Genomic DNA, 19870 nt, shown 5'->3' on the forward strand with positions numbered 1-19870 from the left:
AGTAATGAATGGATATCACGAACACTTAACGCAATATTACGGCGACTATATGCAACTTCCCCCAGAAGAAGAGCAAAAGCCACATCATATTCAAGAAGCGTATATTTTGTAAGCGAAAGGGCAGATTTAATTCTGCCCTTTTTCAATTATTACTTCACTTTTCCACAATTCAAACAATACAAATACTGACCTTTAGGATCATTAAATTTAGTTAATACATTCAATTCTTTTTGTAATTTTTGAATTGGCGCAGATGTAGCCGTCCGCAAATTTTGAGAAACATAACCGTTAAAAGTGAGAAATCTGAAATCTTGGCTGTTTCCCATTTTAAGCGGTTAAAAATCGCTAAATTTGAGAAATAAAAACGCCCTCTAAATCATCATTAAAGGGTGTTTAAATTTTACACTTTAGATAAACTCGCACAACATAACTGTCCCTAAAAAAGCAAGTTGACATCCTCCGTGCCCTAAAGGACGGGGAGGATGTCAATTAATTAAGCGTTGGAAGTAGCCTTGCACGTCTTCCAAAATATCTGCCTTATCTTGAGGTGTTAAAATCAAGAAAGGGCGTGCAGGAATCGCTACTTTACGACCTCGTCCAGCTTTACCGCCGAATTGATGAATAGCTGCGTAAGGCTCATCCGTCCCCACAATGGCTTCATTGTTATTATATTCAGAAGTAATGCTCGCCATCAAGTTTTCAGTATCCACCAAAGGCGTACCTTGGCGAATCTTTAATTTCTTCCACGCAGGACGACCACCCACTTCAAAGTTCTGCGCGACAGCCGATTCCATTGTCCCCGCAATGCTACGCATTAAAGGAGCTCGATGAGCGGTGGCTTGTGCAAGGCGTTCTAGTGCCGATGCAATTTCTTGTGCGTTATTGATTTCAATGTCTATCATAATCGTTGATTTTTAAAATTTAAGGGGGTATATTCATGCAAGGCAGTTATTAAAAAAGCGGTGATAATCTCCCTGCCGCAGCCTACTTGAGGTGGCTCGTCCTGCTCAGGTGTCCGAGAGCGTGTGTAAGTGATCGGGAGCCTTACTTGATAACTGCCAATTTACCTTTCATTTTTTCTACTTCCTTGATATTAATCTCCCTTGCCGAAAGCACAAAAATTTCATTAAATTTAGATAAGTGCTTTATTACACCTAAAATACGCTGTTTCTCAAAGTTTTTGATAAAATAAAAACGATCATTATCTTGTAGAACAATATCAGGCTGATTAAATAAATCAGGGAAAAGTGCATAGCTTTCCAGTCCAAAATCTTGCCCATCACGGCTATTAAACTGTTTAATTAAAGTATCATCAGAAAGCCACACTGTGCCAGTTTTGCTTTTCAATAAATCCTTACTTTCTGCACTCAAGACACCTGCCGCAAATTTAAAATTTTTGGTAAGACTATCTCGCACCTGTAACATCTGCTCAGCAGTGAGTTTTTTTCCATCTAGGCTGAGCGTTTGTTTCATCTCCGCCATACGCTTTGCCAACAATTCAAAATCGTGCTTAAACTCCCCACTTTTCATCTCAACCTTCGCAAACGCATGCGCCAGTTTTTCAGGATAAAGATCCAAATTAGGCTTGTAGTTTAATCGCCCTACATTGTAATCAAAGCCTTTATCCGTCACACGTATCGTGCCATCAGGCAATTTAAACCCTACCGTCTTTTCACGATTACCTTGCTTATCCGCAGGGCGTTCTACTTCCACCAAAAATTCAGAACTATCATCAGGCTTATCAATTCCACGGCGTTTCAAATCTCTTTCGCCTAACCTTCCTGCGGTTCAGGAATCCCTAATTTATCCCGCACCCAACTTTCCGAAATCTGCACGCCAATGCCCGTAAGTTTAGGGATGGCATCTGCAAATACCGATAAATCTTCATATTCTTTTGTGTCAAACTCAAAATAAGGGATACGATGTGGCGCAATGACAAAATGTTGTGATCAGCCGATTTGTATTGAGTATGAGGAATGCGAACCGAATAAATACGGGGAGATTCGTAAGAAAATTGTGGGGGTAAAAAACAGATTCACAGAAAAGAAAATCATCACCAAGTTAAAAAACTGGGTGATTAAATCAGCGAAAAGTGCGTTGGGTTCCACCGCACTTAATTCGGAGTCCACCGAAACAAACAAGGCGCATCGCGCCGCTTGGACTTGTGTCAATAACTGTAACCGCTCAAAAATCGAACAGCAAGTTAATTTATTGATGTTGCCTATTGGTTCGCCATTAAAACCGTCACAAATTGACCTTTTAATGCGCCATGGATGGTTACGGCTTAATGACTATCGGTGGATTTGTTGTGAAAACGATGAAGTTTTCATTAAAGAAGAAAAAATTCCGTTGGCTCAAGCCTTTGGTTGGGGTCAGATCATAACCCGCCTTTGTTTTATAGCCGTTGAGCAATTTCTGCCATATCAGGTGCGTAATAAGTATTTTGCAGAATACTGAGATCTCTATGGCCCGATATTTTGGCTAATACCATTACATCCACTTTTTCTGCCAATCGTTCACGGCGGGTGTCGTGAAAATGTAAATTGGCATTTTCAAGCCCTTCCATCTTTTTGAGCTTGCGGAAGTTGTGATCCAGTTGGCGTGCTTCCATTTGGAATACTCGCAGATCACTTTCTGTTTTTACCGAAGTAAGATGTTGTAAAATCGCTATTGCTTTTACCGAAAGAGGCACCGTGCGTGAATGTCCATTTTTAATAATTGGCAAAAAGGCGGTGCGCTTTTCAAAATTGATATTATTCCAAGTTAAACTTGCTATTTCCCCTGCTCTCATTGCTGTCTCTATAGCAAAAAGAAATGCAGCCCCGTGCAATTTTGTAAGGTTTTTGGCGGTTCAATATGTTCGACATCATAACCTGACACAAAAATCAGACGCTCAATTTCATGTTCATTATATCGACGAGTTCTTGGTGCTGGTGCTTTTGGTTTCTCAAGATATTTTAGGGGGGGGGCTGTTATAAAATCCCATTCAATCGTTTTGGCCATTAGAGCAGAAAGCGAACTACGTTCACGCAAAACTGTTGCTGGAGAGACTTCTTTTAATCGTTGATTTTACCACTCACGAAAGTGTGCTTTTCCTATTTCTTGTAAAGATATTGCGGCAATCGGAGTTCGAGAAAGACGCAGTAGTCTTATGCGCTCTTCACGTTTCCCGCGCTTGGTTACAGTGACTTCTTTTAGATACTTATCAATCAGTTCATCCAATGTAATATCAGGGATTTCATTATACTTTCCTGATTCAAGCTGTTTTTCGAGCATTTCTGCCCATTTTTTTGCGTCTGCTTGAGTCAAAAAAGTGGCTGATTTGCTCACGCCAAACCTGCGCACTTGTGCGCGCCAACGCTTGCCATTCTTGATAATTGTCGCCATTGTTTATTCCATAAAAATGTGTGCAATGGAGTATAGAACAGATCGAAATCGCTCCCAATCGGTATAAAAATACTACCTTTTAGGCGATTTTGATATAAAAAAGAAGGTATGTTTTAGTGTGTGAAATTATATAAGCTATTGTTTTTACTTATATTTTATCTATTTCTATCTGAAAATTGGGGAATAGAGAAAAATAGAGATGGTGCGACTAGCTGGACTCGAACCAGTGACCCCCACCATGTCAAGGTGGTGCTCTAACCAACTGAGCTATAGTCGCACTGTGTGAGGTAGTCGTGATTATAGATATTTTTAACTTGAACACAAGTATTTTTCTTAAAACCCGATATAACTGGCAAAAAAGTAAACAAAACCAGCTTAAATAACTGAGCCGTTTTTGATTTCCAAAAGTTTTAAGCGTATAATGTGCACCGATTTTTTATCTGGCTAATATGTAGCGAAGTAAAATAACACCTTTAAAATTTTGTAATTATTGACGGAGTAAATAATGTCTAGAAGACTAAGAAGAACGAAGATTGTATGTACTATGGGCCCATCAACTGACCGTGATAACAATCTTGAAAAAATTATCGCAGCGGGTGCAAACGTAGTTCGTATGAACTTCTCTCACGGTACACCTGATGACCATATCGGACGTGCTGAACGTGTACGTTCTATTGCGAAAAAATTAGGTAAAACCGTGGCAATCTTAGGTGATTTACAAGGTCCTAAAATTCGTGTTTCTACTTTTAAAGACGGTAAAATTTTCTTAAACATTGGCGATAAATTCATTCTTGATGCAGAATTACCAAAAGGCGAAGGCACTCAAGAATCCGTTGGTTTAGACTATAAAACGCTTCCTCAAGATGTTGTGCCGGGCGATATTCTTTTATTAGATGATGGCCGTGTTCAATTAAAAGTATTATCAACTGATGGTGCAAAAGTTTTCACTGAAGTTACTGTTGGTGGTCCATTATCAAATAATAAAGGTATCAATAAATTAGGTGGCGGTTTATCTGCGGATGCCCTAACAGAAAAAGATAAAGCCGACATTATTACCGCTGCACGCATTGGTGTTGATTTCTTAGCCGTTTCTTTCCCTCGTTCAAGTGCAGATTTAAATTATGCACGTGAACTTGCTCAACAAGCAGGTTTAAATGCAAAAATCGTTGCTAAAGTTGAACGTGCAGAAACCGTTGCTAATGATGAAGCCATGGACGATATTATTTTAGCATCCGATGTAATCATGGTTGCACGTGGTGACTTAGGTGTAGAAATCGGCGATCCTGAATTAGTCGGTGTACAGAAAAAATTAATTCGTCGTTCACGTCAATTAAATCGTGCTGTAATTACAGCGACTCAAATGATGGAATCAATGATTAGTAACCCAATGCCAACGCGTGCTGAAGTAATGGACGTTGCAAACGCAGTATTAGATGGAACTGATGCAGTTATGCTTTCTGCAGAAACAGCAGCCGGTCAATATCCTTCTGAAACAGTGGCAGCAATGGCTAGCGTATGTTTAGGTGCAGAAAAAATGCCAAGCATTAACGTTTCTCGTCACCGTATGGATAAAGAATTTGAAACTATTGAAGAATCTGTTGCGATGTCTGCAATGTATGCAGCAAACCACATGAAAGGTGTAGCGGCAATCGTCACTTTAAGTAGCACAGGCCGTACTCCATTATTAATGTCACGCATTAGCTCTGGCTTACCAATCTTTGCTTTATCTCGTAATCAAGAAACCCTAAACCTTTGTGCACTATACCGCGGTGTAACACCAATTTATCACGGCGAAGAAAGTCGTACAGAAGCAGGTGCAAAAGCAGCACTTCAATCATTAAAAGAAAAAGGTTATTTATCTACTGGCGATTTAGTGCTGGTAACCCAAGGTGGTCAAGGTGCGACACAAACTAACGTATGTCGTACATTAATTGTTGAATAATCAACAATCTAAATATGTTAAAATAAAAGAGCGGTGGATTTTTCCACCGTTTTTTATTTCCTTTTTTCACCGCACTTTTCACTTAAATCCAATAGATATTTGCGGTATCATAGGCGACATTCTAGTATCGAAATAAGTCCTATGGCATCACAACCTCAAATCAAATCTTCAGACAAAAAAACAGCACAAGTTAGCATTCCTCCGCACTCAATTGAGGCTGAACAAGCCGTGTTGGGTGGCATCATGCTGAGCAATCAACATTGGGATGGCATTGCTGAACGTGTGATTGCTGACGATTTTTATACTTTTCAGCATCGTCTAATTTTTACAGAAATGGAACATCTAATGCGTAATCAATCGCCTATTGATTTAATTACGCTAGATCAAGCCTTAAGAAGCCGCGGTGTCAGCGATGAAGTAGGTGGATTTGCCTATCTAGCAGAGCTTTCTAATAATACTCCGAACGCGATTAATATTTTGGCTTATGCAGATATTGTGCGTGAGAAAGCCATATTACGAGAACTTATTTCGGTAGGAAATCGCATTGCTGAAAATAGCTATTCTCCTAAAGGGCAAGACATTAAGTTAATTCTTGATGAGGCTGAGCGTGAAGTATTTGCGATTGCAGAAAAACGTACGACTTCTAGCGAAGGCCCGCAGAATGTGATCAATGTGCTAGAAAGTACCATTGAAAAAATCGATATTTTAAGCAAACTTGAAAATCATTCAGGTGTAACAGGTGTTACGACGGGCTTTACCGATCTTGATAAAAAAACGGCTGGTTTACAACCTTCTGACTTAATTATAGTTGCAGCACGTCCGTCAATGGGTAAAACCACTTTCGCTATGAACCTTTGCGAAAATGCCGCAATGGCAAGTGAAAAACCCGTTTTAGTATTTAGTTTAGAAATGCCAGCAGAACAAATTATGATGCGTATGATCGCATCGCTTGCTCGCGTTGATCAAACTAAAATCCGAACAGGTCAAAATTTAGATGAAATCGAGTGGAATAAAATTGCTAGCGTAGTGGGAATGTTCAAGCAAAAAAATAATCTTTTTATCGATGATTCTTCAGGTCTAACACCTACCGATGTTCGTTCGCGCGCACGCCGAGTTTATCGTGAAAATGGTGGATTAAGTATGATTATGGTGGATTATTTGCAATTAATGCGCGCACCCGCATTTTCAGATAACCGAACACTAGAAATCGCAGAAATTTCTCGTTCCCTCAAAGCACTCGCCAAAGAATTACAAGTGCCAGTAGTTGCCCTTTCTCAGTTAAATCGTACTTTAGAACAACGTGCAGACAAACGCCCTGTAAATTCAGATTTACGTGAATCAGGCTCTATTGAACAAGATGCAGACTTGATTATGTTTATTTACCGAGACGAAGTCTATAACGATAACTCGGAAGATAAAGGCGTTGCAGAAATTATTATCGGTAAACAGCGTAACGGCCCAATTGGTCGAGTGCGGTTAAAATTTAATGGACAATTCTCACGCTTTGACAATCTTGCCGAACAACGTGAATATCGAGATGATTATTAAGGAAAAATAATGAACGTAAAACCGGCGACATCGAAAATCAGTTCGCACGCCTTAAAACAAAATTTAGAAATAATTAAACAAAAAGCACTAAATAGCAAAATTATTGCTGTGGTTAAAGCAAACGCTTATGGTCACGGCGTTGTGTTTGTTGCATCAACTTTAGAACAAAATGTCGATTGCTTTGGCGTGGCTCGTTTAGAAGAGGCTTTAGCATTACGCTCCAACGGCATCACTAAACCGATTTTATTACTTGAAGGCTTTTTTAATGAACAAGATTTGCCTATTCTAGCCGTTAATAATATTGAAACCGTGGTACACAATCACGAACAGCTTGAGGCTTTAAAACGTTCAAATTTACCAAGTCCAATTAAGGTTTGGTTAAAAATAGATACGGGAATGCACCGTTTAGGCGTTGCTCTTGATGAAGTGGATTATTTTTATCAAGAACTGAAAAAACTCCCTCAAATTCAACCGCACTTAGGCTTTGTCAGCCATTTCAGCCGAGCCGATGAACTAGAATCAGATTACACCCAACTTCAAATCAATCGTTTTTTATCCGCCACAAAAGATAAACAAGGTGAACGCACTATCGCAGCTTCTGGCGGCATTCTTTTCTGGCCAAAATCTCACTTAGAATGTATTCGCCCAGGCATTATTATGTACGGCATTTCTCCAACTGATACTATTGGCAAAGAGTTTGGCTTAACGCCAGTGATGAATTTAACCTCGTCATTAATTGCCGTTCGCCATCATAAACAAGGCGATCCTGTAGGTTACGGCGGTATTTGGACAAGTCCACGAGATACCAAAATTGGCGTGGTCGCAATGGGTTATGGCGATGGTTATCCGCGCGATGTGCCAGAAGGTACGCCTGTTTATTTAAATGGCCGTCTCGTACCAATTGTTGGACGTGTGTCAATGGATATGCTCACTGTTGATTTAGGCGCAGATAGCCAAGATTTGGTAGGCGATGAAGTAATTTTATGGGGCAAGGAATTACCTATTGAAACCGTAGCTAAATTCACAGGCATTTTAAGCTACGAGCTAATTACAAAATTAACACCTCGTGTTATAACTGAATACGTTGATTAATCACTGCATTTTTTGAACAGAGGGAGTCATTCTCCCTAATAAAAATTCCAGAAAGTGCGGTTAAAATTTCAATTATTTTTAATGAAAGGAAATACCATGAAAAATATTAACCCAACTCACACCCAAGCGTGGAAATCTCTCGAAGCACATAAAGCTGAATTATCAAACACCACCATCCAAGATTTATTTAAACAAGAAAAAAATCGTTTTGACGATTATTCTTTAACATTCAATAACCAAATTCTTGTCGATTTTTCCAAAAACAACATCAATCAAACAACCCTTTCACATCTTCGCCAACTTGCTCAAGAATGCGCACTTGATAGTGCAAAAGAAGCGATGTTTACTGGCGAAAAAATCAATCGTACAGAAAATCGTGCCGTGCTGCATACTGCACTTCGCAATCGCACTAATACGCCAGTACTTGTTGATGGTAAAGATGTTATGCCTGAAGTCAATGCTGTGTTAGCTAAAATGAAAGATTTCTGTCAGCGTATTATTTCTGGCGAATGGAAAGGCTATACAGGCAAAGCCATTACGGATGTAGTGAATATTGGTATTGGTGGCTCTGACTTAGGCCCTTATATGGTAACCGAAGCACTTCGCCCGTATAAAAATCATCTAAATATGCACTTTGTTTCAAATGTCGATGGTACACATATTGCGGAGACCTTAAAAAAAGTCAATCCACAAACCACTCTTTTCTTAGTGGCATCGAAAACCTTTACCACTCAAGAAACCATGACAAATGCACAAAGTGCGCGTGATTGGTTACTGAAAGCGGCGAAAAATGAAAGTGCGGTTGCAAAACATTTTGCTGCATTATCAACCAATGCTAAAGATGTAGAAAAATTTGGTATTGATACCAATAATATGTTTGAATTTTGGGATTGGGTTGGCGGTCGTTATTCTTTATGGTCAGCCATTGGTATTTCAATTGCACTATCAATTGGCTTTGAAAACTTCGAAGAGTTATTAAATGGCGCGCATGAAATGGATAAACATTTCCGCTCTGCTCCAATCGAACAAAATATCCCAACTACTTTAGCCTTAGTTGGTTTATGGAATACCAATTTTCTTGGTGCACAAACAGAAGCGATCTTACCTTATGATCAATATTTACATCGCTTCGCAGCCTATTTCCAACAAGGTAATATGGAATCAAATGGTAAATATGTGGATCGTGATGGCAATGTCATTAACAATTACCAAACTGGCCCTATTATTTGGGGAGAACCTGGTACAAACGGACAACATGCGTTCTATCAATTAATTCATCAAGGTACCACTTTAATTCCTTGTGATTTTATCGCACCAGCCCAAACCCACAATCCATTGGCGGATCATCACAATAAATTGCTTTCAAACTTCTTTGCACAAACAGAAGCATTAGCATTCGGAAAAACAAAAGAGGAAGTCGAGGCTGAATTTATAAAAGCGGGTAAATCTTTGGATGATGTAAAAAATATCGTTCCATTTAAAGTATTTACGGGTAATAAGCCAACTAATTCCATTCTCGTTCAAAAAATCACGCCATTTATCTTGGGTGCATTAATTGCTATGTATGAACACAAAATCTTCGTACAAGGTGTGATTTTTAATATCTTTAGCTTCGATCAATGGGGCGTAGAGCTAGGCAAACAACTTGCAAACAGAATTCTTCCTGAATTAACCGATTCTGAAAAAGTCGCAAGCCACGATAGTTCAACAAATGGATTAATCAATCAATTTAAAGCATGGCGTTAATTATTTGGATTTGAATAATTCTAGAGCTGTCACAGATAACGACTAAAAACTCTATTTAGGTTAAGATAATCAAATGAGAGAAAGTCGCTTAAGTCAATATAAGCAAAATAAACTTATTGAGATATTTCTGGCAAGTGTGACAGCTCTAGCTGCAGCTAAGTTGGTAAATATAAATAAACTTCAGCTTATTACTTTCATCGTCTACCATTATTTATTACTCAAAGCAGCCTACATATGGAAATGTTTGAAGGTGAAATTCAAGCGAATGAAAGCTATTTTGGTGGTGCTCTGAAAGGTAAACTTGGTCAAGGAGAAGCTGGAAAAACTTCGTAATTTGTTTTTTGAAACGAAATGGCAAAGTATACACCGTGGTGGTTATGAATATGCAATCTGCAACACTGTTACCGATTATTCGAGAAAAGGTAAACAAGGTAGTATTGTTTATATGAATTTCTACAGAGGTTATGATATTCTTAAGCTATTTTTAAAGGAATATGAATGGCGTTTTAATCACAGTGATTTAAAAAACTCAAATTTCTATTGTAAAACAATTAATTTAGGAGAGTTTTAACTGGTTATCTATGCATATCCTTTTGTTATTTAAATAACGTATAAAATAATTTAAATAAGAGTGTAAAATAGGATCTTATATGAAAAATCCTCCATTAGTATCGGTTATTGTTTGTGCTTATAACGCTGAGCAATATATAGATGAAAGCATTTCATCCATTATTAATCAGAGCTATGAAAATCTAGAAATTATAGTTATCAATGATGGTTCAACAGATTTGACTTTGTCTCATTTAGAAAAAATATCTAAATTAGATAAAAGGATAAAAATTATTAGTAATAAATATAATTTAGGGTTCATAAATTCTTTGAATATAGGTCTTGGTTGTTTTTCAGGTAAATATATTGCGAGAATGGATGCTGATGATATAGCTAAACCATCGTGGATTGAGAAAATAGTTACCTATCTAGAGAAAAATGATCATATTACAGCAATGGGATCATACTTAGAGATTATTGTAGAAAAAGAATGTGGAATTATCGGTTCTCAATATAAAACTGGAGATATATGGAAAAATCCATTGATACATAATGAGATTTGTGAAGCTATGCTTTTCTATAATCCGATACATAACAATACTATGATTATGAGAGCAAATGTATATAGAGAGCATAAATTAATCTTTAATAAAGATTATCCGTATACAGAAGATTATAAGTTTTGGTCAGAGGTTAGTAGGCTTGGTTGTTTAGCTAATTATCCTGAAGCATTGGTAAAATATAGACTACATGGAAACCAAACATCATCAGTTTATAATCATAAGCAAAATGAGGTAGCTAAAAAGATAAAGAGGGAAAATATTACATATTACCTTAATAAGATAGGTATAGATATAAAAGTAATTAATAGTGTGTCGTTGCTAGAAATATATCATGTGGATAAAAGTAATAAAGTGTTGAAAAGTATACTTTATGAGATGTATATGAGCTTAGATAAATATACTATAACTTCACTCTTACATTTTATTAAATATCATCTTGAATTATTTGATTTAAAGCAAAATTTAAAGATTATAAAAAAGTTCATAAGAAAAATAAATGTTATATTTTAGATAGAGTGTTCAGAAAGGGGAGGAACAAATTCCAAGTTTGTCTAAAAGGACTAAATTCTAATTTAGTCCTTTAAATTTATCTTAGATAGACGATAAATATATATTTTAAATGAATTTAATTATAAAAAATCAGTGTCTTACTAAGTTAAGACACTGATTAATCATATTAGACTTTAATGCTATTGGTTATAGCACAGAAACATTTAAGCTTGAGCCACCACCAACAATACGAACTCGGCGACCAGCTACAAAACTGCTGTCAGCCTTTTGAACAACAACGATCTCTTGACCATCATCTTTCTTAATTACAAGTTCAGCACCGTTTACTTGACTCATTTTTTCTTCGATTTTACTTCCAGCTATTGCACCGCCAATTGCACCAACTACTGCTGCAATAGCTTGACCACGACCACCGCCAATTGTACTACCAGCAATACCACCTAAAGCTCCACCACCAAGCGTACCTACTACACCTTGATTATCAGCTTGAATTTTAACAGGGCGTACAGAAACAATCGTACCATAAGTAATTGAACGCGCTTCCTTTGCTTGAGATGCGCTATAAACATCACCGCTGAAAATATCAGTATTTGCACAACCAGTTACACTAAAAGCAACTAACAGTGCTAATGCCATATTTGTTTTTTTCATATAATATTCTCTATATTAGAAGGAATTAAAGTGGGTTTCTTGGAGAAAAAGTTGAAATGTTTTTAGTATTACCATTGTCAGATACTAAAACACAAGCACCAACAACTAAAGTTGAATCATACTTATGCACAATAACAACTTCCTCTCCTTTCTGCTGGTTACCAGAACAATCATTTTTACGAACAGTTAATTTTAGATTTTTGCCTTCCATTTGACTAAAAATAATTTGACCTTTATAAGTACCCTCCTCCTTTTGAAAAGCAGAAAAAGCACTCAAGTCTACTGTTGCTAAACAACGAATGCAAGTGATAATTTATTCATTTTTACTAAACCTCAAGTATTTTTTTTATAGAATAAGGATGAACCTTAATGCAAGTATGATTTACTGTTTTATCCGTAAAACTTACTGCAATAGATGGATTTGGTAATCTTTCCCCATCCACTTTAGGCTCGCTCACTTTAATGGTTAATTGAGTTAATTTGTCCCATAAAAAATACATATTAACACGGTTAATCCATTCATTTATCGATTCTTTCGGTAAAAATGGCATTACAATCTCAATATGTTCCCAGCCCTCAATTGGATATTTTTTATTTTTAGGAAGTGGAAGTTCAATAATATCCACAAATTGATTGGCAAATTTAACTGGTTTTTCTAATTCAATAAGATAAATCTTACGACCATTAACAATATTATCAGATAAAATTCTACCGCACTTTAATAAAAGTATCAGCCAATTTTTAGCACTTTGCTCACTATTTACCCGTAATGCAAGATGATCAATTTCATAGTGAGACAGATCTATTGTCATTTCTTTGGCTAAATGCTGAATTTTTCTTTCAAATATTGCTAAATCTGCTGAAAGTGCGGTTAAATTTTCCTGTAAATTTGTCATTTTGTCCCTTTGAGAAATATACAAAGAACGGTATCATAACCGATTATTTTTATTATTCAATTTGAACATAGGAAAAAACGTGAATATTCAATCTATTCTATCCGATAAAATTAAACAAGCGATGATTCTTGCAGGTGCTGATCAATCTTGCGATGCGCTTATTCGTCAATCAGGAAAACCACAATTTGGCGATTATCAAGCCAATGGTATTATGGCTGCGGCAAAAAAATTAGGTTTAAATCCACGAGAATTTGCTCAAAAAGTTTTAGATAATCTTCAACTATCTGATATTGCAGAAAAATTAGAAATCGCAGGTCCAGGTTTTATCAATATTTTCTTAAATCCAACTTGGCTAACAACTGAAATTTCAGCTGCACTTTCCCACAAAAATTTAGGTATTCAAGCTACCAATAAACAAACAGTTGTGATTGATTATTCATCTCCAAACGTAGCAAAAGAAATGCACGTAGGTCATTTACGCTCTACGATAATCGGCGATGCTGTAGCCAGAACCCTTGAGTTTTTAGGTCACAATGTCATCCGCGCTAACCACGTAGGCGACTGGGGAACGCAATTCGGAATGCTTATTGCTTATCTTGAAAAAATGCAACATGAACACGCCAGTGAAATGGAATTACAAGATCTTGAAGCCTTTTATCGCGAAGCCAAAAAACATTACGATGAAGATGAAATATTCGCAGAAAAAGCACGTAATTACGTCGTAAAATTACAAAGTGGAGATGAATATTGTCGAACGATGTGGAAACGTTTAGTCGATATCACTATGCAACAAAATCAGCACAACTATAATCGCTTAAACGTGACTTTAACCGAAAAAGATGTAATGGGCGAAAGTCTTTATAATCCTATGTTACCAAGCATCGTAGAAGATCTTAAAAAACAAGGTTTGGCTGTGGAAAATGATGGTGCATTGGTTGTTTATTTAGATGAATTCAAAAATAAAGAAGGCGACCCAATGGGCGTAATCGTTCAAAAAAAAGACGGCGGTTTCCTTTACACTACAACAGATATTGCTGCAGCAAAATATCGTTATGAAACATTAAAAGCTAATCGCGCCCTTGTTTTTTCAGATACTCGACAAAGCCAACATATGCAACAAGCTTGGTTAATTACTCGTAAAGCAGGTTATGTACCAGATAGTTTCTCGTTAGAGCATAAAAACTTTGGGATGATGCTTGGTAAAGACGGCAAACCATTTAAAACCCGTACTGGCGGCACAGTGAAATTGGCCGATCTATTAGATGAAGCCATTGAATGCGCCACTGTATTAATTAATGAAAAAAATACAAATTTATCTAATGATGAAAAAGAAGCTGTGATTGAAGCCGTTGGTATTGGTGCGGTAAAATATGCGGATCTATCCAAAAACCGTACTACTGATTACGTTTTTGATTGGGATAATATGTTAAGTTTCGAAGGTAACACGGCACCTTATATGCAATATGCTTACACCCGTATTCGTTCGATCTTTAATAAAACTGATATAAATTCAACCGCACTTTTGGCTGCACTTTTAACTATTAAAGATGATAAAGAAAGAACGCTTGCAATCAAGCTTCTACAATTTGAAGAAGCCGTGCAAACTGTCGGAAAAGAAGGCACACCACACGTGCTTTGTGCTTATTTATATGAACTTGCTGGCATCTTCTCGTCATTCTACGAACATTGTCCAATTTTAAATGCTGAAGATGAATCTATAAAATTAAGCCGCCTGAAATTGGCATTATTAACAGAAAAAACCTTAAAACAGGGTTTAACGTTACTCGGTATTAAAACCGTAGAAAAAATGTAATTTAGATAATTAAAATCCCTTTCCTGAGAAAGGGATTTTTTATACTTGTTTACTGAATAAAAAAAGTGCCCCATTGGGGCACTACTCGGAAAGCAAAATAGATGTCGGCTATTTAAGATAGCACTTGTTTTTAGTGGTATCAGAATAAAGAAATCCAATCAGTTATGCAAATACATATTTTTAAATTTGTGAACTTGGTCACGATTTTTTTATAAAAAAACAAATGTATTTATAATAAAGTGCGGTAAAATTCTATTAAAATATTTCCGCACTTTACGCCCCTACTTTAAAGAATATTCTTTTCTCCACGAGACACACTAATCAATCCAGAACGAACAATTTCTAACAATGTAGTTTCTTCTTTCAATGCAGAAATAAACGCATCAACTTTATCATTTGTACCGCTTAATTGAATTGTGTAAGACTTTGGTGTGACATCTACAATTTGACCACGGAAAATATCGGCTAAACGTTTAATCTCATCGCGAGATGAACCTACTGCTCTTACTTTCGCTAAAACAATTTCTCGTTCTATATGTTCCTGCTCACTTAAATTAACCACTTTAAACACATCCACTAATTTATGAAGTTGTTTTTCGATTTGCTCCAATGCCTGAGCATCGCCCACAGCTTCAATGGTCATTCGAGAAAGCGTTGGATCATCCGTTGGTGCAACCGTCAAACTTTCAATATTAAAGGCACGTTGGGAGAATAAACCAACAACACGCGATAAAGCACCAGACTCATTTTCGAGTAAAACAGATAAAATTCTACGCATTAGTTTGTCTCCTCTTGAGGTTTACTTAAAATCATTTCATTCATTGCACCACCACGAATTTGCATTGGATAAACGTGTTCAGATTCATCTACATTAATATCTACAAAGACTAATTTATTTTTAATACTGAATGCTTCTTGCAATTTGCTTTCAAGTTCATCGGGGGTAGCAATTTTTATTCCTACGTGACCGTAAGATTCTGCCAATTTCGCAAAATCAGGCAAGGAATTCATATAGGTTTGCGAATGGCGACCAGAATAAATCAAATCTTGCCATTGTTTTACCATTCCCAAGAAATGATTATTCAAACAAATAATGACAACAGGAATACCATACTGCGTTGCGGTAGAAAGCTCTTGAATATTCATTTGAATACTACCATCGCCAGTAACGCAAACAACAGTTCCTTCAGGATGAGCTAATTTCACACCAAGTGCCGCAGGAAAACCAAAACCCATTGTGCCTGCACCACCAGAATTAATCCAATGACGCGGTTCATCGAATGGATAATGTAACGCAACAAACATTTGGTGCTGACCTACATCAGAAGCCACATAAGCTTGTCCTTTCGTGAGGCGATATACCGCTTCCACGACTTGTTGCGGTTTAATCACGCCAGAAGTGCGGTCAAATTCCAAACATTTTTTTGCTTTCCATTGGTTGATTTCTTGCCACCAACTTTCAAGATCCGTTTGAGATTTTAATCCCTCTTCATTCAATAAACCCAAAAATTCTTCCAATACATTTTTCGCATTTCCGACAATTGGAATCGCTACTGGCACATTTTTAGAAATTGAGGTTGGATCAATATCAATATGAATCACTTTTGCATTTGGGCAATATTTTTCTAAATTATTTGTCGTACGATCATCAAAACGAACGCCAATCCCCAAAATAAGATCACTTTCGTGCATTGCCGTATTCGCTTCTAAAGTACCATGCATACCCAACATACCTAAGAATTGTTTATCCGTACTTGGATAAGCACCCAATCCCATTAATGAGGAAGTCACTGGTAAATTTAAACGTTGTGCAAACTGAATTAACTGCTTACTACATTCAGCAGTGATTGCGCCACCACCGACAAAAAGTATTGGTTTCTTCGCCACTAAAAGTGCTTTTAACGCTTTTTTAATTTGACCTTTGTGTCCATTTACTGTGGGATTATAAGAACGTAACTCGACAGATTCAGGATATTCATAAGGATATTTAAAATTCGGATTTACAGTGTCTTTTGGAATATCCACAACAACAGGGCCTGGACGACCCGTAGATGCAATATAAAAGGCTTTTTTCAAAGTAGATGGAATATCTTCCGCCTTTTTGACAATAAAGCTATGCTTCACAACGGGACGAGAAATACCCAGCATATCACATTCTTGGAAAGCATCACTGCCAATTAAATTGCTCATAACCTGACCCGAAATGATAACCATAGGCACAGAATCGGTATAAGCCGTTAAAATACCAGTGATAGCATTTGTTGCACCAGGCCCCGAAGTCACTAGCACACATCCAACTTTACCCGTTGAACGTGCGTAACCATCCGCCATATGCACCGCGGCTTGTTCGTGGCGAACTAAAATATGTTCAATACCACCCAGCGTATGAATTGCATCATAAATATCTAATACCGCGCCTCCGGGATAACCAAATACATACTCTACGCCTTCATCACGTAAAGATTGAACCACCATCTCTGCGCCAGATAACTTCTTCATTTTTCACTCCTTAAATTCACCGCACTTTTAAAAATACGAACAGATTATGTCAATATTCCACATCATACAAAGTAAAAAAAATTTGTCTAGCCACTAAAACAACAAAAAAATCAATTAAAAAAATATAAAAAACCAAAGATAAATGAAAATTTAGTTTTTTATAAATTTTTACATCAATAAAAATAAAAAAATGCGACAAAATGCCGCATTTTATAAAATAGTAAAAATATTATTTTTTATTCAAGTTTTTGAATGAGATCACACTTTTAGCGTTTTTTAACTGCAAATACAATGACAATCAATGAAACTGCCGTTGCTGCAAAACCAGCTAAACCTGAATAAGTAAACCCTACCACAATGTAACCAATAGAAGTCGCTGTTGCAACTGTGGCAGCATAAGGAAGCTGAGTAGTAACGTGATCAATATGATTACATTTCGCACCCGTTGAAGACAAAATTGTTGTATCCGATACTGGCGAGCAATGATCACCACATACTGCCCCTGCCATTACTGCAGATAAACAAGGAAGCAATAATTCTGGTGCGGCATTCGCTGCCATTGCTGCGGCAATTGGTAACATAATACCGAATGTTCCCCAGCTCGTACCTGTTGAAAATGCCATCGCTGCACCAAGAACAAAAAGTATAACAGGCAAAAATTGCATTGGAATATTACCAGACACAAGAGAAGATAGATATTTACCTGTTTGCATATCGCCTACTATTTTATTAATTGTCCAAGCAAAGAATAAAATTGCGATTGCACCTGACATTGATTTAATTCCCACAATCCAAGAACGTGCATATTCAGGAACACTCACTTGACGATCAAGAATAATTAATAAAGTAGAAATAATAATTGAACAGAATCCACCTACAACCAAAGATGTTCCTACTACGGTGTTTTCAAATGCACCTAAAACACTAAACACTTTGCCATCCGCAGCCAATGCCTCTGCGCCTGTGTAAATCATCATTGAAACTGTAGCGATAATTAAAACTAAAATAGGTAATATAAGATTACGCACCTGACCTTTTTTACCCGTTTCTTCTTCCAACTGATCTTCAGTATTTTCCAAAGCTAATTTTTCGTGACGCACCATTGAAGCAATATCAAAAGAAAAATATGCCACAAAAAACACCATAATAATGGAGAAAATTGCATAGAAGTTCATTGAACTCATTGCTACGAATGCACCAATTGGTGTGTACTCCGTGATCGAATAAGTCGCTAATAAACCACCTATTAAAGTAATAATGTATGCGCCCCAACTGGAAACTGGCATCATTACACACATCGGTGCTGCCGTTGAATCTAAAATATAAGCAAGTTTCGCACGAGAAACTTTAAAACGATCTGTCACAGGACGAGCAATTGCACCTACAGCGAGACTATGGAAATAATCGTCAATAAAAGTAACAAAAACCAATGATGCCGCTAATAATTTAGCACCACGACGACCTTTAATACGGCTTTGTGCCCATTCAGCAAAGGCACGATTACTACCTGATACGGTTAAAAGTGCGGTTAAAACACCAAGCAATAATAGGAACAAAACAATGTTCATATTTGAATTGATTTCACCATCGGCATAAACCAAAGAAACCACATTTTTTACCAAATAATTAAATGCGCTGCCGATTTGCCAATCGCTTAACATTAATGATCCAATAATAATCCCCGCACTAAGGGAAACCAAAACACGGCGAGTTGCTATCGCCAAAATTATCGCCAACAAAGCAGGGACGATTGACCAAACAGATGATGAAAAATCAATAAGTTCCATTAAATAATACCTATAATTAATGGAGAGAACGGAAAGCACAGGACAGAATAAGACCAAAACAACCGTAGCACTCCATAGTTAATCAGAAAAACTATGACAGTGTCGCCCCTTTCGAGCACGCCACCAACCAAACAAAACGACTTTTATTTGATTTCGGCAACTATTCCTTTCTTTTTTCTTCTTCGTTATCCACTCTGAAAAAATACTTATAATAATTGCGCCTCTACTTTTGTAGTGATTGGAGAGATTACCGTAAAACAAACAAAATGCCAACAGATTTTATAAAAATTTTATAAACTTGAATAAAAATATAAAGAAAATAAACACAAAAAAATATATCTGTTTAGACCATTTATTTAATAATAGATATTTACAATAAATTTTATTTTCTCTATTATTAAATAAATTTTCCCACATTTAATGTTATTTATTGAGGTTTATTATGAACGAATTAGTAAGAGGTTTAACAAATCTTCGTAGTTTACGCGCAGCTGTACGTGAATTAACGTTAGAACAAGCAGAAAATGCCCTAGAAAAATTACAAACAGCTATCGAAGAAAAACGTGCTAATGAAGCAGAATTAATTAAAGCAGAGACAGAGCGAAAAGAGCGTTTAGCTAAATATAAAGAATTAATGGAAAAAGAAGGTATTACACCTGAAGAATTACACAAAATTTTTGGCACAAAAACTGTATCAATTCAAGCAAAACGTGCTCCACGCCCTGCAAAATATGCGTTTATTGATGAAAATGGCGAGCATAAAACTTGGACGGGTCAAGGTCGCACACCACGCCCAATTCAAAATGCGTTGAACAAAGGTAAATCATTATCTGATTTCGAAATTTAATTTTTCTATTTGAAACTAGAACCTATTTTATGGGTTCTAT

Annotated in this window: 16 protein-coding genes, 1 tRNA gene, 5 pseudogenes and 1 riboswitch; of the genes and pseudogenes, 10 read left to right on the forward strand and 12 right to left on the reverse strand. The window is 36.7% G+C overall.

All coding sequences use genetic code 11. From position 1 onward, the window contains the following. Positions 1-112: pseudogene (locus HMPREF2813_RS09735) on the forward strand (phosphorylcholine transferase LicD); the annotation flags it as partial. 37 nt (positions 113-149) lie between these two features. Here the strand turns inward: HMPREF2813_RS09735 and HMPREF2813_RS10060 are convergent. From HMPREF2813_RS10060 to HMPREF2813_RS08985, 4 genes and pseudogenes are all read right to left on the reverse strand, one after another. Beyond that, positions 150-251 (reverse strand): annotated as a pseudogene (locus tag HMPREF2813_RS10060) (peptidase); the annotation flags it as partial. 234 nt (positions 252-485) lie between these two features. Next, positions 486-902 carry a phage virion morphogenesis protein gene (locus tag HMPREF2813_RS08975; protein WP_048946851.1) on the reverse strand — a complete coding sequence of 139 codons (417 nt, stop codon included), beginning with the start codon at positions 900-902 and terminating at the stop codon, positions 486-488. 142 nt (positions 903-1044) lie between these two features. Continuing rightward, the gene (locus HMPREF2813_RS08980) at positions 1045-1761 is read right to left on the reverse strand and encodes a PBECR3 domain-containing polyvalent protein (RefSeq protein WP_048946850.1); all 717 of its coding nucleotides are present in this window, start codon (positions 1759-1761) and stop codon (positions 1045-1047) included. A 14-nt stretch (positions 1762-1775) separates the two neighbouring features. Next, positions 1776-1934: pseudogene (locus tag HMPREF2813_RS08985) on the reverse strand (DUF935 family protein); the annotation flags it as partial. Between HMPREF2813_RS08985 and HMPREF2813_RS08990 the strand changes: the two are divergent. Beyond that, on the forward strand, positions 1933-2457 hold the full coding sequence (locus HMPREF2813_RS08990) for a hypothetical protein (RefSeq protein WP_048946849.1): 525 nt from the start codon (positions 1933-1935) through the stop codon (positions 2455-2457). The pseudogene HMPREF2813_RS08985 and the gene HMPREF2813_RS08990 sit on opposite strands and share 2 nt — an antisense overlap. Here HMPREF2813_RS08990 and HMPREF2813_RS09745 read toward each other — a convergent pair. Together HMPREF2813_RS09745 and HMPREF2813_RS09005 are read right to left on the reverse strand one after the other, a co-directional pair. Then, positions 2396-3387, reverse strand: a pseudogene (locus HMPREF2813_RS09745) (tyrosine-type recombinase/integrase). The gene HMPREF2813_RS08990 and the pseudogene HMPREF2813_RS09745 overlap by 62 nt on opposite strands. A 200-nt stretch (positions 3388-3587) precedes the next feature. Then, positions 3588-3664: transfer RNA gene (locus HMPREF2813_RS09005), tRNA-Val, on the reverse strand. 228 nt (positions 3665-3892) lie between these two features. Between HMPREF2813_RS09005 and pyk the strand changes: the two genes are divergently transcribed. From pyk to HMPREF2813_RS09040, 6 genes and pseudogenes are all read left to right on the forward strand, one after another. Next, the gene (gene pyk / locus HMPREF2813_RS09010; protein ID WP_048946985.1) at positions 3893-5329 is read left to right on the forward strand and encodes a pyruvate kinase; all 1437 of its coding nucleotides are present in this window, start codon (positions 3893-3895) and stop codon (positions 5327-5329) included. A gap of 132 nt (positions 5330-5461) precedes the next feature. Beyond that, the gene (locus tag HMPREF2813_RS09015) at positions 5462-6877 is read left to right on the forward strand and encodes a replicative DNA helicase (RefSeq protein ID WP_257003674.1); all 1416 of its coding nucleotides are present in this window, start codon (positions 5462-5464) and stop codon (positions 6875-6877) included. 9 nt (positions 6878-6886) lie between these two features. Continuing rightward, positions 6887-7969, forward strand: coding sequence for an alanine racemase (gene alr / locus HMPREF2813_RS09020; protein ID WP_014550843.1), 1083 nt, complete (start codon positions 6887-6889; stop codon positions 7967-7969). A 96-nt stretch (positions 7970-8065) separates the two neighbouring features. Then, on the forward strand, positions 8066-9715 hold the full coding sequence (pgi, locus tag HMPREF2813_RS09025) for a glucose-6-phosphate isomerase (RefSeq protein ID WP_014550844.1): 1650 nt from the start codon (positions 8066-8068) through the stop codon (positions 9713-9715). 73 nt (positions 9716-9788) lie between these two features. Continuing rightward, positions 9789-10275, forward strand: a pseudogene (locus HMPREF2813_RS09750) (transposase). Between the two features lie 90 nt (positions 10276-10365). After that, complete coding sequence (locus HMPREF2813_RS09040) at positions 10366-11337, forward strand: glycosyltransferase family 2 protein (protein ID WP_014550845.1); 972 nt, start codon at positions 10366-10368, stop codon at positions 11335-11337. A 186-nt stretch (positions 11338-11523) separates the two neighbouring features. Here HMPREF2813_RS09040 and HMPREF2813_RS09045 read toward each other — a convergent pair whose 3' ends face one another. Genes HMPREF2813_RS09045 through HMPREF2813_RS09055 form a run of 3 tightly spaced genes read right to left on the reverse strand, consistent with a single transcriptional unit; the run spans position 11524 to position 12884 of the window. After that, positions 11524-11988 carry an outer membrane lipoprotein gene (locus tag HMPREF2813_RS09045; protein WP_005647222.1) on the reverse strand — a complete coding sequence of 155 codons (465 nt, stop codon included), beginning with the start codon at positions 11986-11988 and terminating at the stop codon, positions 11524-11526. A gap of 25 nt (positions 11989-12013) precedes the next feature. Next, positions 12014-12265, reverse strand: coding sequence for a hypothetical protein (locus tag HMPREF2813_RS09050; RefSeq protein WP_005653291.1), 252 nt, complete (start codon positions 12263-12265; stop codon positions 12014-12016). A gap of 49 nt (positions 12266-12314) precedes the next feature. After that, positions 12315-12884, reverse strand: coding sequence for a VOC family protein (locus tag HMPREF2813_RS09055; RefSeq protein ID WP_005647225.1), 570 nt, complete (start codon positions 12882-12884; stop codon positions 12315-12317). A 79-nt stretch (positions 12885-12963) separates the two neighbouring features. On the opposite strand from HMPREF2813_RS09055, the gene argS reads away from it, so the two are divergent. After that, the gene (gene argS, locus HMPREF2813_RS09060; protein WP_048941128.1) at positions 12964-14697 is read left to right on the forward strand and encodes an arginine--tRNA ligase; all 1734 of its coding nucleotides are present in this window, start codon (positions 12964-12966) and stop codon (positions 14695-14697) included. Positions 14698-14983: 286 nt separating this feature from the next. Here argS and ilvN read toward each other — a convergent pair whose 3' ends face one another. The 3 genes from ilvN to HMPREF2813_RS09075 form a co-directional block, all read right to left on the reverse strand. Continuing rightward, positions 14984-15475, reverse strand: a complete 492-nt coding sequence (gene ilvN, locus HMPREF2813_RS09065; RefSeq protein ID WP_005647229.1) for an acetolactate synthase small subunit — start codon at positions 15473-15475, stop codon at positions 14984-14986. Continuing rightward, positions 15475-17196, reverse strand: a complete 1722-nt coding sequence (locus HMPREF2813_RS09070; RefSeq protein WP_048946986.1) for an acetolactate synthase 3 large subunit — start codon at positions 17194-17196, stop codon at positions 15475-15477. The genes ilvN and HMPREF2813_RS09070 overlap by 1 nt, the downstream gene beginning before the upstream one ends. A gap of 266 nt (positions 17197-17462) precedes the next feature. Next, positions 17463-18983: a Na+/H+ antiporter NhaC family protein gene (locus HMPREF2813_RS09075; protein WP_005661480.1), complete on the reverse strand. Its 1521-nt coding sequence runs from the start codon at positions 18981-18983 to the stop codon at positions 17463-17465. Between the two features lie 57 nt (positions 18984-19040). Continuing rightward, positions 19041-19217: riboswitch (Lysine riboswitch) on the reverse strand. A 208-nt stretch (positions 19218-19425) separates the two neighbouring features. Here HMPREF2813_RS09075 and HMPREF2813_RS09080 point away from each other — a divergent pair. Further along, entirely contained in the window at positions 19426-19830 is a 405-nt protein-coding gene (locus tag HMPREF2813_RS09080) for an H-NS histone family protein (protein WP_005656923.1), read from the forward strand. The last annotated feature ends 40 nt before the right edge of the window (positions 19831-19870 follow it).

It is taken from the genome of Haemophilus sp. HMSC066A11, assembly GCF_001811665.1.
GTDB classification, from domain to species: Bacteria; Pseudomonadota; Gammaproteobacteria; order Enterobacterales; family Pasteurellaceae; genus Haemophilus; species Haemophilus influenzae.